Here is a 14,742-nt window from a genome sequence, read left to right as displayed (position 1 = left end):
TCCTAATGCAGCACGATGAGCAGGGCGCCGGCCATCACCAGCAAGGCGGCGAGCGCGTCCTTCCCCGAGGGGCGGCGGCGAGCCAGTCCGAGCCAGCCGAGGCCATCGCACAGGGCACCAAACAGCAGCTGGCCGAGCAGCAGCAGGGCCAGGGTGCCCGCCATGCCGAGGGGCGAGTTGAGGCAGAGGGCCGCCAGCACCACGGTGAGCGCCCCCGGCAGACCGCCGAGCCAGGCCCAGGGCGGGGCCGCCTCCGGCGTCGGGGGCCTTGGGGAGAGCCACCACAGGAGCCCGGCCACCAGGCTGCCGACCCCGTGGGCCAGCCAGCTCGCGAGCCAGGGGTCGGTGGCGCGGGACAGGGCGCCGTTCTGGGCGATCATCAGCGCCAGCAGCAGGCCGGCAGCGAAGGCGGCCAGGGCGCCTAGGGTCTGGCCAAGTGTCTGGCCGAGGGCGGGGCGGCCGGGGCCGCGGTCAACAAGCGGGGGGATCATGGGGTTGCTCCTTGGTTGAACTGACGAGCAGGGTAAATTGTTTTTGATTTGGGGATAATCTACCCTCCTGGAACAACATTGTTTCCATATCGAGAACAACATGAACCAGGAAGCCTTCGCCCTGCTCCCCGCCTTCGTCGCCGTGGTGGAGTCGGGCACCTTCTCCGGCGCAGCCCGTCAGCTCGGCCTCAGCAAGTCGGTGCTGAGCAAGAAGGTGAGCCAGCTCGAGCAGGCCCTCGGCTGCCAGCTCCTCTATCGCACCACCCGCTCCCTCACCCTCACCGAGGCGGGGGAGCGCTACTTCGAGACGGTGCGCCATGCAGTGCGCCTGGCCAGCGACGGGGAAGATGCCATCGGCGCCCTGCAATCGGCCCCCCGCGGCCTGCTGCGGGTGACGGTGCCCATGGTCTATGGCCGGCGCCACATCGCCCCCCTTGTCCCCGAGTTTCTCGCCCTTCACCCCGAGGTGCAGTTGCAGTTGGAGATGAGCGACGCCCGGCAGGATCTGGTGGCCGAGGGGTTCGACGTGGCGGTGCGCATCGGCGAGCTGGAGGATTCGAGCCTGGTCGCCCGCCGCCTCGCCCCCTGTCTCAGCACCCTGTGCGCCGCCCCCGCCTACCTGGCGCAGGCCGGCACGCCCCGCACCCCGGCGGATCTCGAGCGCCACAACTGCCTCTTCTACTCCCTGTTTCGCGGAGGCACCCAGTGGCGGCTGCACGGCCCCGAAGGAGAGGTGGCCATCACCCCCAGGGGCAATTTCGAGGTCAACAACAGCGATGCCATCCACACCGCGCTGCTGGCGGGGCTTGGCATCGGCAACATGCCGGACTTCATCGTGGCGCGGGATCTCGCCATCGGGCGGCTGGTGCCCGTCCTGCCAGACCATGCCCTGCCCGAGCACGGCATCTGGTGCGTCTATCCCAAGCGCCGCCACCTGCCCGCCAAGGTGGCGGCCTGGCTGGCCTTCCTGCAGGAACGTCTGGGGCTGCGCTGAGGGGGGTCATCGGGATAACCGGAACGGTTCACGTTTTTTTCATCGGGAAGGGAGTAGAGTAGGCAGCAAACCAAGCATCTGTTTTTATTGGAAAAGCATTCAGGGGACGAGCCACGGCATCGCGCCCCGCACCCCAGAGGGAGCCCCATGATGAAGAAAACCGCGATTGCCCTGACCCTCACCAGCCTGCTGACGCTGCCGCTCGTTGTCTCATCCGATGCCTGGGCCGCCCCGGTGCGCTCCCTGCAAAAGGAGCAGAATTACGAGCAGTTCATCAGCAAGCGCCAGGTGGTGGATCAGCTGCTGGCAGACGCCGCCCGCATCTTCCACTCCCCCGCCCGGGTCTCCGATGCGGGCTTCACCGCCAAGATGCCGAGCAACATGGAGCAGGTGACCACCCTGCTGCTGGAGGCCCACCAGCTCGAGCCCTATCGCACCGATCTGCTCGTCTCGGCGGCCAACGCCCAGATCTACAACGGCAACGTGGACAGGGCCATCGCCCTGTTCGAGCAGGCCCTCACCGCCGCCCCGGACGATCTGGACATCAACACCTATCTCGCCACCTGGCAGCGCTTCAAGGGCAACCAGGCCAAATCCGATGGCTACCTCAAGCGGGTCGGCGAGCTCAATGCCGGTCGCGCCGCCGACTTGCAGCGACTGTTCGCCACCGTGGACAGGGTGGTCGCCACCCCCCTCAAGGAGCGTCAGGGACGGGGCGAGAAGAAGGGGCGCCGCGCCATCGTCACCCTGGGCTATGCCCTCAATCCCGATGGCTCCATGCACGAGATCCTGCTGGGACGCCTCGAGACCACCCGCGCCCTGGCCCAGGCCGATCCGGCAGCCCTCATCATCCTCACCGGCGGCGTGCCCCAGAACCGCCAGACCGAGGGCAAGCTGATGGCGGACTGGCTGGCGAAAAAGGGCATCGACCGCTCCCGCATCATCGAGGAGAACTACGCCACCAGCACGGTGGAGAACGCCCTCTACAGCGGCTATGCCCTCGCCCGCCACGAGATTGAGTTCGCCACCCTGGTGAGCTCGGCGAGCCATGTGCGCCGGGGCCAGACCCTGCTGGAAATCGCCTGTTGGCAGAGCGGCCCGGCGAACATCCGCATCGACAGCGTCGCCTACCCGGACAAGCCCCTCTCGGCCCTGGCCAAGGCAAGCCCGGAGGAGCTGCTTGGCATCTACCGGGACGCCCTGCGCACCTACGGCCTGTGGAGCTACCGCTCGGCCCCGCTGGTGGAGCGCTGATCCCCCGGCCCCGCCACCCTGGCGGGGCCTTTTCCTCTCTTCTCCCTGTCAGTCACTGCCCTCCCTGTTGGCCAGCCCCTGCACGCACCTGCTGGCCCCTGGTGGCCGGCCCTTGGCCCCTTGCGCCAGCCACCCGATAGACGGCGGGTGAGCAAGCTATCCACTTTCTGGCATATCTCAATCAGATCATTGATTTACCGTTCTTTTTCTAAGAACCAAACGGCATGAGAACACCCTTCTCGTTCCTTCGCCCCCGGGGATGTTCAGATAAAGATGTGGCTTCCAACACCCCCAACAAGGAAGTGCATCATGACAGCAAAAGGCATCTCTCTGTGGCTCGCAGCCTCCATGCTGCTCGGCCAGTCCGCCCAGGCCCTCGACGTCACCGTGGCCTACCAGACCTCCGCCGAACCCGCCAAGGTGGCCCAGGCCGACAACAGCTTCGCCAGGGAGAGCGGCGCCACCGTGGACTGGCGCAAGTTTGACAGCGGCGCCAGCGTGGTACGGGCGCTCGCCTCCGGCGACGTGCAGATAGGCAACATCGGCTCCAGCCCCCTGGCGGTGGCGGCAAGCCAGAACCTGCCCATCGAGGTGTTCCTGCTCGCCTCCAAGCTCGGGGAGTCCGAGGCTCTGGTGGTGAAGCAGGGGCTCGCAAAACCCGAGGATCTCGCGGGCAAGCGCATCGCCGTGCCCTATACCTCCACCACTCACTACAGCCTGCTGGCGGCCCTCAAGCACTGGAACGTCGACCCCGCGACGCTGCAGATCGTCAACCTGCAACCACCAGCCATCATCGCCGCCTGGCAGCGGGGCGACATCGACGGCGCCTATGTCTGGGCCCCCGCCCTCAACCAGCTCACCAAGGAGGGCAAGGTGCTGACCGACTCCGCCCAGGTGGGTGACTGGGGGGCGCCGACCCTGGACGTCTGGGTAGTGCGCAAGGACTTTGCCAAGGCCCACCCCGAAGTGGTGCAGGCCTTCGTGAACAGCACCCTGGCCGCCCAGCGCGACTACCTGGCCAACCCCGACGGCTGGCTCACCAAGCCGGACAACCTCGCCAAGCTGGCCAAGCTGAGCGGCGTTCCCGAGGCGGACGTTCCCGCGCTGGTGAAGGGCAACACCTACCTCGATGCGAAGGCCCAGAGTGCCGAGCTCGGGCGCCTCGTCAACCAGACCATCATCGACACCGCCCGCTTCCTCGAGAGCCAGGGCAAGGTCGCGAACGCCGCCTCGGACTACCGCCAGTTCGTGACCGATCGCTTCGTGAAAGCCGTGGCCCAGTAAATCCAAGGAGACGACCATGTTGCAGCTCTCTCATGTGTCCGCCGAGTACGCCGGCAGACGGGTGCTCGACAACATCAACCTCTCCCTGTCCGAGGGGGAGCTGATGGTGGTGCTGGGGCCCTCGGGCTCGGGCAAGACGACCCTCCTCAACCTGGTGGCGGGCTTCGAGCCTTGCCACCACGGCCAGATAAGCCTTGAGGGCAAGCCGGTCACCGGCCCCGGCGCCGAGCGCGGCGTGGTGTTCCAGAGCGAGGGGCTGCTGCCCTGGCGCAACGTGCGAGACAACGTGGCCCTCGGCCTGCAGCTGGCGGGCGTGCCCAGTGCCGAGCGCACCGAACAGGCCCAGGCACTGCTGCGTCAGGTGGGGCTGGAGGGGGCCGGCGATCGCGCCATCTGGCAGCTCTCCGGCGGCCAGCGCCAGCGGGTCGGCATCGCCCGGGCCCTCGCCACCCAGCCCCGCCTGCTCCTGCTGGACGAGCCCTTCGGCGCCCTGGACGCCTTCACCCGGGAGCAGATGCAGACTCTGCTGCTGCGCCTGTGGCACGAGCACCGGCGTCAGGTGCTGCTCATCACCCACGATATCGAGGAGGCCATCTTCATGGCCACCGATCTGGTGCTGCTCTCCCCCTCCCCCGGGCGGGTGACGGAGCGGCTGACCCTGGATTTCGGTCGCCGCTTCGCCGCCGGGGAGCCCTGCCGCAGCATCAAGTCCGATCCGGCCTTCATCGAGCGCCGTGAATACGTGCTGGAACGGGTGTTCGCAGAGCGGGAGGCCTTCGCATGACCCTCGCCCTCGCCCGGCAACGGGATCTCACCCACACACGGGCAGCGGGCTGGCCCCTGCCCCGCCGTCTGACCCTGAGCCTCGCCACCCTGATCGTGCTGCTGGCCCTGTGGTGGCTGGTGGCCCACTTCGGCTGGGTCGATCCCCTGTTCCTGCCGCCCCCACAGCGGGTGCTGGCACAGCTCATCACCGTCGCAGGCCCTATGGGCTTTATGGATGCCACCCTGTGGCAACACCTGGGGGCCAGCCTGTGGCGCATCCTGGTGGCGCTCGCTGCCGCGGCGTTCTTTGGCATCACGGTGGGCATCGCCATGGGGCTCTCCCCCACGGTGCGCGGCGTGCTGGATCCCCTCATCGAGCTCTACCGCCCGGTGCCGCCGCTCGCCTACCTGCCACTCATGGTGATCTGGTTTGGCATCGGTGAAACATCGAAGGTGCTGCTCATCTATCTGGCCATCTTCGCCCCCGTGGCCCTGGCGACCCTGGCGGGCGTGCAGAGCGCCAACGCGGTGCGAGTGCGGGCGGCCCAGGCGCTGGGCGCATCCCGGTCCCAGGTGCTCTGGCACGTGATCCTGCCCGGCGCCCTGCCGGACATCCTGACCGGGCTGCGCATCGGGCTCGGGGTGGGCTGGTCCACCCTGGTGGCGGCCGAGCTTATCGCCGCCACCCGGGGGGTGGGCTTCATGGTGCAATCCGCCGGCGAGTTTCTCGCCACCGACGTGGTGCTGGCGGGCATCCTGGTGATCGCCCTGATCGCCTTCGTACTGGAACTGGGCCTGCGCGCCCTGCAGCGCAGGCTCACCCCCTGGCATGGAGAAGGACAATGAGCCACAGGCTGACCGCGATCCTTCGCCCCCCTTTCCTATTGGCATCGGGCCTTCACGCCCCCAGACATGGAGCAAGACCATGACCGACAAGTTGACCATTACCCCCCTCGGCCCCCACATCGGCGCCGTCATCGCCGGCGTCAATCTGGCCGAGCCCCTGAGCCAGGGGCAGTTCGAGCAGCTCCATCGCGCCCTGCTCAAATACCAGGTGCTGTTCTTTCGCAACCAGCCCATCACCCCGCGAGCCCAGCGGGCGCTGGCGAACCGCTTCGGGGATCTGCACATCCACCCCGTCTACCCCCACACGGAGGAGGCCGAGGAGATCATCGTGCTCGATACCCACGACGACAATCCGCCGGACAACGACAACTGGCACACCGACGTGACCTTTATCGAGACGCCCCCGGCACTGGCCATTCTGGCCGCCAAGCAGCTGCCCCCCACCGGGGGGGACACCCTCTGGGCCAGCGGCATCGCGGCGCTGGCGGCCCTCTCCCCGCCCCTGCAAACCCTGCTGGCAGGGCTGGAAGCCGAGCATGACTTCACCAAGTCCTTCCCCGCCCATCGCCATGATGACAGCGAGGAGGCGCGCCAGCGCTGGCAGGCGGCCGTGGCCCGTCACCCGCCCCTGCGCCACCCGGTGATCCGCACCCACCCGGTGAGCGGCCGTCAGGCCCTGTTCGTCAACGAGGGGTTCACCACCCGGCTGCCCGGGCTGCCCCCCAAAGAGAGCGAGGCCCTGCTCGGCTTTTTGTTCGAGCACATCACCCGCCCCGAGTTCCAGGTGCGCTGGCGCTGGCAGGAGAACGACATCGCCATCTGGGACAACAGGGTGACCCAACACTATGCCAATGCCGACTACCTGCCGGCCCGCCGGGTGATGCACAGGGCCACCATTCTCGGGGACAAGCCCTTCTGGCGCCCGGGCTGAACGTCCCCCATGGAGAGCGACCATGAGATAACGCCCAGCAAAAAGCCCGCCGGCTGGCGGGCTTTTTCATCATCTGACGGGCCTGGGTGTTGCTATCGGCCCTTGCGCTCCGGCCACCTGGGTGACCCGATGGCCGGTCTCAGCCCTTGAGCTCCAGCACGGTGGTGAAGCCTCCGAAGATCATGCGGGCGCCGTCAAACGGCATGGTCTGGTGCAGGGGATTGGCGGGGTCCATCCTGGGGTCCTGCATCATCTTGCCCATGGCGTCGTCCCGCACCGCCTTGCTCGGCCACTCCACCCAGGAGAAGACCACGGTTTCATCCTCCCTGGCCGCCACCGCCCGATAAAAGTCGGTCTGCTTGCCGTGGGGCACGTCGTCCCCCCAGCACTCCAGCACCCGGGTGGCGCCGTATTCGAGGAAGATGGGGTCAAACTGCCCCGCATGATCGATCAGGGCCTGCTTGTTGGCCGTCGGCACGGCGAGCACGAATCCGTCCACGTATGACATCAGAGGTTCCTCCTGTGAGTGAGGATCTCAGCATAGCAGCCGCCCATCAGCCCGCGCTCTGCGCCGCCCCGCGCAGCCAGCCATCACAAAGAGACCAGCCGCTCCAGATCGCTGCGGGTCAGGCGCTTGCTGTCCACCTTCACGTAGAGGGAGTGCTCCTCGCGCACCAGCAGCACGTCGCTCACCCCCTCGCAGGCGCGGATCCGCTGCTCCAGGGCCGGGGTGGCCTCGACCCCTTCCGGCAGCACGATGCGCAGGCTGCTCACATAGGGGGGCTCGGCCATGGTGAGGCTCACCCCGAGCCAGGCAAGGGCCAGGGCGGCACAACCGCCAAACACCAGGGGGCCGCCCCCCAGGCTGTAGAGCAGGCCACCGAGACTGCCGCCGATGGCGACCCCGAGGAACTGACTGGTGGAATAGACCCCCATGGCGGTGCCCTTGTAGCCCGGCGGGGACTCCTTGCTGATGAGAGACGGCAGCAGCGCCTCCATCACGTTGAAGCCGATGAAGAAGAGCTGCAACCCGGCGAGCAGACCCCACAACTGCTGGCCGCTCTGCCAGAGCACCAGCTCGGCGGCCAGCATCACCACCACGCACCCGATGAAGACCCGCTTCATCTGGCGGTGCTTCTCGGCATAGATGATGAAGGGCACCACGCTCACGAAGGCGATCAGCATGGTGACCAGATAGGCCTGCCACTGGCTGTCACGGGGCAGGCCCGCACGTTCCAGCAGGGGCGGCAGGGCCACGAAGCTCGACATCAGCAGGGTGTGGACGCAGAGGATGCCGAGGTTGAGCTTGAGCAGGCGAGGGTTGGTGAGCACGGTACGAAAGCTGCCTCGCACCATGGCGGACTCGCGATTTTGCAGGTGGGCCGCCGGGGTCGGCACCACCCAGAGCACCATGGCGATGGCGGCCAGGGCCAGCAGGGCGATGAGCCAGAAGAGGCCGGACAAGCCCAGGGCATGGGTGATGAGGGGGCCGGTCACCATGGCGATGGCGAAGGTGATGCCAAAGCTCACCCCGATGAAGGCCATGGCCTTGGTGCGATTCTGCTCCCGGGTGAGATCCGACAGGAGCGCCATGACGGCGGCGGAGATGGCGCCGCTCCCTTGCAGGGCGCGCCCGACGATGACCCCCCAGATGGCGTCGCTCAGGGCGGCGATGACACTGCCAAGGGCAAACATCAGCAGGCCGCCGACGATGAGGGGCTTGCGCCCCACCTTGTCGGAGAGCAGGCCGAAGGGGATCTGGAACAGGGCCTGGGTCATGCCGTAGATGCCGATGGCAAGCCCGATGAGCGCCTCGGAGGCGCCCGCCAGGGACATGCCGTAGGTGGTCAGCACCGGCAGCACCATAAACATGCCGAGCATGCGCAGCGAGAAGACGGAGCCGAGCGCCCAGGTCGCGCGTCGCTCGCCCCTCGTCATGGTGAAATCATTCATGAGGGCCTCGATGAGTCAAAAAGAAGAGAGAAAGAAAGGGGTGACAGGCGCCCGGCCGCCCCCGAAAAATCGGCGATGCCCCTCGCAGGGCGGCGCCCATAATAGCAGAGCCGGGAAGATTCCCGGCTCTGGATTTCATGCATTTCAGGGGTGCAGTTCACACTATCAGGGCAGCATGCTCACCAGCAGCGGCGCTGCGTCCGGCTGGAAGCCCACCGACATCATCACGCTCAGGCAGGTGAAGATGATGACGATGGAGAACATGTCAGCTCCAGCGTCAGGGCAGCATGCTCACCAATACAGGCGCTGCGTCCGGCTGGAAGTCCACCGACATCATCACGCTCAGGCAAGTAATGGTGACGATGGAGAACATGAACAGCTTGCGCGCCCAGAGGGAGTCGTCCACCGCCGCCTTGTAGCCCGACAGCGCCATCCCCAGCCACCAGACGCTCACCGCGGTGGCCACCACCAGATACTTGTAACCGGCGTAGCCGCCGAGGAACAGCATCAGGGTCGGCACCATGAACGCCAGGATGTAGAGGGTGATGTGGAGCTTGGCCACCGGGATCCCCTTCACCACCGGCAGCACCGGGATGTTGGCGGCCTGGTAGTCCTTGAAGCGGAAGATGGCGATCGCATAGGAGTGCGGCATCTGCCACAGGCTGAAGATCGCCAGCAGGATCAGGGCCCCCGAGTCGAACTGCCCGCTCACCGCGCAGTAGCCGATGACCGGCGGCGCGGCGCCGGAGAGGCTGCCGACCAGGGTGCCATAGACCGAGTGGCGCTTCATGTAGAGGCTGTAGACCCCCACATAAACCAGGAAGCCCAGCACCGCCAGCAAGGCGGCCAACGGATTGGCCGCAAAGTAGAGCAGTGCAATGCCCGCAACGCCCAGCGCCGTCGCATACCAGAGGGAGACACCGGGGGCGATGAGCCCCCGCACCAGGGCGCGGTTCTTGGTGCGCTCCATGATGCAGTCGATGTCCCGGTCGATGTAGTTGTTGAACACGCAACCGGAGGCCACCACCAGTGACACCCCCACCATGGTCAGGATGAACAGGGGCACATCCAGGCTCCCCTTCGAGGCCAGCAGGAATCCCCCGATAACCGAGATGAGGTTGCCGAAGATGATGCCCGGCTTGGTCACTTGCAGGTATTGCTTCATCATCATCAACCCGCTCAGTGAACCATCATGTTGATGTTGAGGTTGTACATGATCCACAGGGAACCCACGACCACGATGGCGATGATGAGCACGGTAAAGACCAGTGCCACCAGGTTCCAGCGCTCCTCGGAGGAGGTGTTCATGTGCAGGAAGTAGACCAGGTGTACGAAGATCTGCACCACCGCCATGGCCACCACGGTGCCGAGCACCACGGCGTGGGAGGCGGAGCCGTCCATCACCATCCAGAACGGCACGGCGGTCAGGATGAGTGACAGCACGAAGCCGATCATGTAGGACTTGACGCTGCCGTGGCTGGCGCCGTGATTGTCAACGGAATGACTCATTTACATGACCCCCATCAGATAGACCACGGTGAAGACGCAGATCCATACCACGTCGAGGAAGTGCCAGAACAGGCTCAGGCACATCAGGCGAGTGCGGTTGCGCTCGGTCAGCCCCTTCTTGGTGATCGACACCATCATCACGATGATCCAGACCAGGCCGCTGGTCACGTGGATACCGTGGGTCCCCACCAGGGTGAAGAAGGCAGAGAGGAAGCCGCTGCGATCCGGGCCCGCCTCGTGCACGATCAGGTGATGGAACTCGTAGATTTCCATCGCGATGAAGCCGGCACCCAGCAGGAAGGTGACGAACAGCCAGGTGTTGACCGCCGCGACCTTGTTCTTGTTCATGGCCAGCATGCCGAACCCGAAGGTGATGGAGCTCAGCAGCAGCAGCATGGTTTCGGCGAACACGAACGGCAGTTCGAAGATGTCCTTGCCGGTGGGGCCGCCGGCAGTGCCGTTGACCAGGACCGCATAGGTCGCGAACAGGGTCGCGAACAGGATGCAGTCACTCATCAGGTAGATCCAGAAACCGAATACCTTGGTGGCACCGGCATCGTGGTGCCCATCCTCATGGGCACCGTGAGAGTGATGTAGTACGTCAGTCGCCATGGAATTAAGCCACCTTGTTGATGTTGTCGAAATGCTGACTTTCGATGCGCTCGATCTCGTCAACCTGTACGTAGTAGTCCACATCGTCGTTGAAGCTGTGGATGATCCAGGTGGCGATCATGCCGATGAAGCCGGCGATAGCCATCCACCAGATGTGCCAGATCATGGCAAAGCCGAACACCACGCTGAAGGCGGCGATGATGACACCGGCACCGGAGTTCTTCGGCATGTGGATGGGGGCATACTGGGCAGGCTTCTTGTAAGCGCTGCCGTCAGCCTTGGCTTCCCAGAAGGCGTCCAGACCGGTGACCTTCGGCTCGATGGCGAAGTTGTAGAACGGCGGCGGAGAGGACGTCGCCCACTCCAGGGTACGGCCACCCCAGGGATCGCCGGTCAGGTCGCGGTTCTTCTCGCGGTCGCGGATGCTGACCACGATCTGGATGACCTGGCACAGCACGCCCAGGGCAATCAGACCGGCGCCGCAGGCGGCGACCACCAGCCAGCCGTGGAACTCGGGATCGATGTTCTGGCTGACACGACGGGTCATGCCCATGAAGCCCAGCACGTAGAGCGGCATGAAGGCCACGAAGAAGCCGGTGATCCAGCACCAGAAGGCACGCTTGCCCCAGACGTCATCCAGCTTGAAGCCGAACGCTTTCGGGAACCAGTAGGTGATACCGGCGAAGCAGCCGAACACCACGCCGCCGATGATGACGTTGTGGAAGTGGGCGATGAGGAACAGGCTGTTGTGCAGCACGAAGTTGGCGGCCGGCACGGAGAGCAGTACCCCGGTCATGCCACCCACGGTGAAGGTGATGATGAAGCCGACGGTCCACAGCATGGGCGAGGTGAACTCGATGCGACCGCGGTACATGGTGAACAGCCAGTTGAAGATCTTCACCCCGGTCGGGATGGAGATGATCATGGTGGTGATGCCGAAGAAGGCATTCACGTTGGCGCCGGACCCCATGGTGAAGAAGTGGTGCAGCCAGACGATGAACGACAGCACGGTGATCGCCACGGTCGCCCACACCAGGGAGGTGTAACCGAACAGCTTCTTCTTGCAGAAGGTCGCCACCACTTCGGAGAAGATCCCGAACACCGGCAGCACCAGGATGTACACCTCGGGGTGACCCCAGGCCCAGATCAGGTTGATGTACATCATCATGTTGCCACCCATGTCATTGGTAAAGAAATGGGTACCCAGGTAGCGGTCTGCGGTGAGCAGGGCGATGGTGACGGTCAGGATCGGGAAGGAGGCGATGATCAGGATGTTGGCACACAGGGCGGTCCAGGTGAAGACCGGCAGGCGCATCATGGTCATGCCAGGGGCACGCATGCGGATGATGGTGGCGAAGAAGTTCACGCCGGTCAGCAGGGTACCCAGACCCGAAATCTGCAGACTCCATATCCAGTAATCGACCCCGACCCCGGGACTGAACTCCAGCCCCGACAAGGGCGGATAGGCCAGCCAGCCGGTCTGGGCGAATTCACCGACCCCGAGGGAGACGTTGATCAGCACCACGGCCGCGGCGGTGAACCAGAAGCTCAGGTTGTTCAGGAAGGGGAAGGCCACGTCACGGGCACCGATTTGCAGCGGCACCACGATGTTCATCAGACCGATCACCAGCGGCATGGCCACGAAGAAGATCATGATGACGCCGTGGGCGGTGAAAATCTGGTCGTAGTGATGGGCGTTCAGGTAGCCTTCGCCACCCCCGGAGGCGATGACCTGCTGGCCACGCATCAGCACGGCGTCGGCAAAGCCACGCAGCAGCATGACCATGCCCAGAATGAGATACATGATACCGAGGCGTTTGTGGTCGACCGAGGTCAGCCACTCTTTCCACAGATATTGCCACTTGCCGTAGTAAGTGATGAGACCGGCGATGGCCAGGCCCCCCAGAATGATACCGGCTATCGTGACCATGATGATGGGTTCATGGTACGGAATAGCCTCGAGTGTCAATTTTCCAAACATCGATTATTCCTCGGATCCTGCTTTCACACTCTTGTCGGCCGACATGGCCATGTGTCCGGCATGGGCGTCATGGTTCATGGCCTGGTTCTCCATGGCGTCCTCTTGCGAGGCCTCATGGTTCATCCCTTCGTGGTCCATGGCACCCGCTTTCGGGGCGGCGTCATGGTTCATGGCCTCGTGGTTCATGCCCTCGTGATCCGCGGAGCCCGCAGCCGGGGTGGCGTGACCACCATGGGACATGCCGCCCATGAACTTGTTGATGATGTTGACGAACAGCTTGGGATCGGCGCTGGCGAAGTACTCCACCGGGTGGTTTTCGCTCTTCTTGGCCAGGGCATTGAACTCATCCATGGTGCTCAGGGCCTTGGAAGAGGCCTTCACCTTGGCTACCCAGGCGTCGAAACCGGCTTGGTCCTGGGTCGCGATGGCCTTGAACTTCATGCCGGAGAAACCGGCACCGCTGTAACCGCCGGAGATGCCCTTGTACTCGCCCGCCTCGTTGGCAATCAGGTGCAGCTTGGTCTGCATGCCGGCCATGGCGTAGATCTGGCCGCCCAGTTGCGGGATGAAGAAGGAGTTCATCACGGTGTCGGAGGTCACCCGGAAGTTGACCGGGGTGTTGACCGGGAAGGCCAGTTCGTTGACCGATGCAATGCCCAGCTCCGGATAGACGAACAACCACTTCCAGTCCAGGGAAATGACATCCACCTGAACCGGTTTGACGTCCGATTCCAGCGGCTTGTAGGGGTCGAGGGAGTGGGAAGTTTTCCAGGTGATCACCGCCAGGATGACGATGATGATGACGGGTACAGTCCAGACGACTGCCTCAATCTTGTTGGAGTGGGCCCAGTCCGGCGCATAGGTGGCACTGGTGTTGGACGCCCGGTATTTGTAGGCGAACGCCACCGCCATGACAATCACTGGCACCACCACGATCAGCATCAAGCCGAGTGCGGTGAGTATCAGTGACTTCTGCTCCATACCGACCTGCCCCTTGGGGCTCATCAGTGCCATGTCGCAGCCACTCAGCAAGCTGGCGGTCGCGAGCAGCAGCAAAGCGCCCAAGCCCCTCTTCACATCAAAGAGTCTCATGCAATGTCCTCATCTTTTGAAGGCTTATTGGTATAAAAAAATGCAGCATTTTATTGCATCAGACCGGCATGTGAACAACATGAAAAATTAATCCCAAAAATGTTCAAAAGGTGATGGAAAGCGGCATCAGATGTTAATCCCTTGACAATGACCAATTTATTCAAGTTACACCGCGGCAATTCATCTTCCGTTAATCTCTCGCGCCACCAAAAGTGACCACCAATTAACCAAAAAGATCCATATGGTCTGTTTTTAACCCGCCATTGCGATCAAAAAAGAGCCATACAGCCCCTTTTCGACTCACAGGTCATTTTTCCACACCTTGATCTGGATGGGTATTTTTCGGGGAAGATAAAAAAAATAATTAATCAAACGAATGTATGATTAACTTCCCGCCCCCCGACAACGGTCGCAACCCCTGGCACCAGAGGGCACACTTCGTAACAAAACGGGCCCTTGTGCGGGCCCGTTGACAATCGTTTTCTCTCCCTCCCTCGGAGTCGGAGTCAGGAGTGATTGTGTTCCATCCGGGTCGCCACGGCGATCCGGTTCCAGGCGTTGATGGTGACCACCTGCACCAGACACTGGGCCAGCAGGGTTTCCCCCAGTTGGGCCAGCGCCGCCTCATAGGTCTGCGTCGTGAGCCCCTTGTCGGCGATCAGGGTCACCTCGTCGGTCAGGGCCAGCACCGCCCGCTCCCGGGCGTCGAACAGCGGCGACTCCTGCCAGGCGGCCAGCGCCAGCAGACGCTGGGCACTCTCCCCGTGCTTCATCGCCACGTCGGCGTGCATCTCGATGCAGTAGGCGCAGCCGTTGATCATGGAGGCGCGCAGCTTGATGAGCTCCTTGAGCGACAGGGGAATGTCGGTGCCCCCGAGGTAGGACTCAAGGCCCATCATGGCCGAGACGGCGGCGGGCACCTGGTTGGCGAGCTGGATACGGTGTGACATGGCAAGACTCCGGTGATGGACCCCGGATGGGGCGGTGAGCTGATTGTTCACTTTTTCATTGTTGATTAGAATATCGTCAT

The 14,742-nt window shown here is 64.0% G+C and carries 15 protein-coding genes and 1 pseudogene; 6 read left to right on the top strand and 10 right to left on the bottom strand.

The window, feature by feature from the left end:
- Nucleotides 1-2: 2 nt before the first annotated feature.
- On the bottom strand, nt 3-491 hold the full coding sequence (locus AB5Y51_RS09070) for a DMT family transporter (RefSeq protein ID WP_080769911.1): 489 nt from the start codon (nt 489-491) through the stop codon (nt 3-5).
- A gap of 100 nt (nt 492-591) precedes the next feature.
- Here AB5Y51_RS09070 and AB5Y51_RS09065 point away from each other — a divergent pair, with 100 nt between their 5' ends.
- The 6 genes from AB5Y51_RS09065 (at nt 592) to tauD (ending at nt 6,565) form a co-directional block, all read left to right on the top strand.
- Nucleotides 592-1,485: a LysR family transcriptional regulator gene (locus AB5Y51_RS09065; RefSeq protein ID WP_221435874.1), complete on the top strand. Its 894-nt coding sequence runs from the start codon at nt 592-594 to the stop codon at nt 1,483-1,485.
- Nucleotides 1,486-1,635: 150 nt separating this feature from the next.
- Nucleotides 1,636-2,739 carry an ElyC/SanA/YdcF family protein gene (locus AB5Y51_RS09060; protein WP_368178325.1) on the top strand — a complete coding sequence of 368 codons (1,104 nt, stop codon included), beginning with the start codon at nt 1,636-1,638 and terminating at the stop codon, nt 2,737-2,739.
- Between the two features lie 309 nt (nt 2,740-3,048).
- Nucleotides 3,049-4,023 carry a taurine ABC transporter substrate-binding protein gene (gene tauA / locus AB5Y51_RS09055; RefSeq protein WP_042014206.1) on the top strand — a complete coding sequence of 325 codons (975 nt, stop codon included), beginning with the start codon at nt 3,049-3,051 and terminating at the stop codon, nt 4,021-4,023.
- Nucleotides 4,024-4,039: 16 nt separating this feature from the next.
- Nucleotides 4,040-4,807: a taurine ABC transporter ATP-binding subunit gene (tauB, locus tag AB5Y51_RS09050; RefSeq protein ID WP_042014207.1), complete on the top strand. Its 768-nt coding sequence runs from the start codon at nt 4,040-4,042 to the stop codon at nt 4,805-4,807.
- Complete coding sequence (gene tauC / locus AB5Y51_RS09045; RefSeq protein WP_368178305.1) at nt 4,804-5,634, top strand: taurine ABC transporter permease TauC; 831 nt, start codon at nt 4,804-4,806, stop codon at nt 5,632-5,634. Before tauB ends, tauC begins: the two co-directional genes overlap by 4 nt.
- A 79-nt stretch (nt 5,635-5,713) precedes the next feature.
- A complete protein-coding gene (gene tauD, locus AB5Y51_RS09040; RefSeq protein WP_043155533.1) occupies nt 5,714-6,565 on the top strand; it encodes a taurine dioxygenase in 852 nt (283 codons plus the stop codon).
- 139 nt (nt 6,566-6,704) lie between these two features.
- Here tauD and AB5Y51_RS09035 read toward each other — a convergent pair whose 3' ends face one another.
- The 9 genes and pseudogenes from AB5Y51_RS09035 to AB5Y51_RS08995 form a co-directional block, all read right to left on the bottom strand.
- A complete protein-coding gene (locus AB5Y51_RS09035; protein WP_010673687.1) occupies nt 6,705-7,073 on the bottom strand; it encodes a DUF1428 domain-containing protein in 369 nt (122 codons plus the stop codon).
- Nucleotides 7,074-7,156: 83 nt separating this feature from the next.
- The gene (locus AB5Y51_RS09030; protein ID WP_041213223.1) at nt 7,157-8,518 is read right to left on the bottom strand and encodes an MFS transporter; all 1,362 of its coding nucleotides are present in this window, start codon (nt 8,516-8,518) and stop codon (nt 7,157-7,159) included.
- A gap of 165 nt (nt 8,519-8,683) precedes the next feature.
- Nucleotides 8,684-8,782, bottom strand: a pseudogene (locus tag AB5Y51_RS09025) (protoheme IX farnesyltransferase); the annotation flags it as partial.
- Between the two features lie 13 nt (nt 8,783-8,795).
- Nucleotides 8,796-9,689: a heme o synthase gene (gene cyoE / locus AB5Y51_RS09020; protein WP_010673685.1), complete on the bottom strand. Its 894-nt coding sequence runs from the start codon at nt 9,687-9,689 to the stop codon at nt 8,796-8,798.
- An 8-nt stretch (nt 9,690-9,697) separates the two neighbouring features.
- On the bottom strand, nt 9,698-10,027 hold the full coding sequence (locus AB5Y51_RS09015) for a cytochrome o ubiquinol oxidase subunit IV (protein WP_010673684.1): 330 nt from the start codon (nt 10,025-10,027) through the stop codon (nt 9,698-9,700).
- A complete protein-coding gene (locus tag AB5Y51_RS09010; RefSeq protein ID WP_080560441.1) occupies nt 10,028-10,723 on the bottom strand; it encodes a cytochrome o ubiquinol oxidase subunit III in 696 nt (231 codons plus the stop codon).
- Nucleotides 10,644-12,620, bottom strand: coding sequence for a cytochrome o ubiquinol oxidase subunit I (gene cyoB, locus AB5Y51_RS09005; protein ID WP_368178304.1), 1,977 nt, complete (start codon nt 12,618-12,620; stop codon nt 10,644-10,646). The genes AB5Y51_RS09010 and cyoB overlap by 80 nt, the downstream gene beginning before the upstream one ends.
- Nucleotides 12,621-12,623: 3 nt before the next feature.
- The gene (gene cyoA, locus AB5Y51_RS09000) at nt 12,624-13,712 is read right to left on the bottom strand and encodes a cytochrome o ubiquinol oxidase subunit II (protein ID WP_080767819.1); all 1,089 of its coding nucleotides are present in this window, start codon (nt 13,710-13,712) and stop codon (nt 12,624-12,626) included.
- 506 nt (nt 13,713-14,218) lie between these two features.
- On the bottom strand, nt 14,219-14,662 hold the full coding sequence (locus AB5Y51_RS08995) for a carboxymuconolactone decarboxylase family protein (RefSeq protein WP_103260469.1): 444 nt from the start codon (nt 14,660-14,662) through the stop codon (nt 14,219-14,221).
- Nucleotides 14,663-14,742: the final 80 nt, after the last annotated feature.

Origin of the sequence: Aeromonas sp. R7-1 (assembly GCF_040908115.1) — a bacterium.
GTDB classification, from domain to species: Bacteria; Pseudomonadota; Gammaproteobacteria; order Enterobacterales; family Aeromonadaceae; genus Aeromonas; species Aeromonas caviae.
The sequence above is the reverse complement of the archived record's forward strand: the minus strand, read 5'-3'. Positions and strand labels throughout refer to the sequence as shown.

Excerpts from the sequence above, each read along its gene's own strand:
- AB5Y51_RS09030 (WP_041213223.1), bottom strand. The coding sequence starts at position 8,518 with ATGAATGATTTCACCATGACGAGGGGCGAGCGACGCGCGACCTGGGCG.
- cyoE (WP_010673685.1), bottom strand. The coding sequence starts at position 9,689 with ATGATGATGAAGCAATACCTGCAAGTGACCAAGCCGGGCATCATCTTC.
- cyoA (WP_080767819.1), bottom strand. The coding sequence starts at position 13,712 with ATGAGACTCTTTGATGTGAAGAGGGGCTTGGGCGCTTTGCTGCTGCTC.
- AB5Y51_RS09060 (WP_368178325.1), top strand. The coding sequence starts at position 1,636 with ATGAAGAAAACCGCGATTGCCCTGACCCTCACCAGCCTGCTGACGCTG.
- cyoB (WP_368178304.1), bottom strand. The coding sequence starts at position 12,620 with ATGTTTGGAAAATTGACACTCGAGGCTATTCCGTACCATGAACCCATC.
- AB5Y51_RS09035 (WP_010673687.1), bottom strand. The coding sequence starts at position 7,073 with ATGTCATACGTGGACGGATTCGTGCTCGCCGTGCCGACGGCCAACAAG.
- tauB (WP_042014207.1), top strand. The coding sequence starts at position 4,040 with ATGTTGCAGCTCTCTCATGTGTCCGCCGAGTACGCCGGCAGACGGGTG.
- tauD (WP_043155533.1), top strand. The coding sequence starts at position 5,714 with ATGACCGACAAGTTGACCATTACCCCCCTCGGCCCCCACATCGGCGCC.
- AB5Y51_RS08995 (WP_103260469.1), bottom strand. The coding sequence starts at position 14,662 with ATGTCACACCGTATCCAGCTCGCCAACCAGGTGCCCGCCGCCGTCTCG.
- AB5Y51_RS09015 (WP_010673684.1), bottom strand. The coding sequence starts at position 10,027 with ATGAGTCATTCCGTTGACAATCACGGCGCCAGCCACGGCAGCGTCAAG.
- tauA (WP_042014206.1), top strand. The coding sequence starts at position 3,049 with ATGACAGCAAAAGGCATCTCTCTGTGGCTCGCAGCCTCCATGCTGCTC.
- tauC (WP_368178305.1), top strand. The coding sequence starts at position 4,804 with ATGACCCTCGCCCTCGCCCGGCAACGGGATCTCACCCACACACGGGCA.
- AB5Y51_RS09065 (WP_221435874.1), top strand. The coding sequence starts at position 592 with ATGAACCAGGAAGCCTTCGCCCTGCTCCCCGCCTTCGTCGCCGTGGTG.
- AB5Y51_RS09010 (WP_080560441.1), bottom strand. The coding sequence starts at position 10,723 with ATGTGGACTACTACGTACAGGTTGACGAGATCGAGCGCATCGAAAGTC.
- AB5Y51_RS09070 (WP_080769911.1), bottom strand. The coding sequence starts at position 491 with ATGATCCCCCCGCTTGTTGACCGCGGCCCCGGCCGCCCCGCCCTCGGC.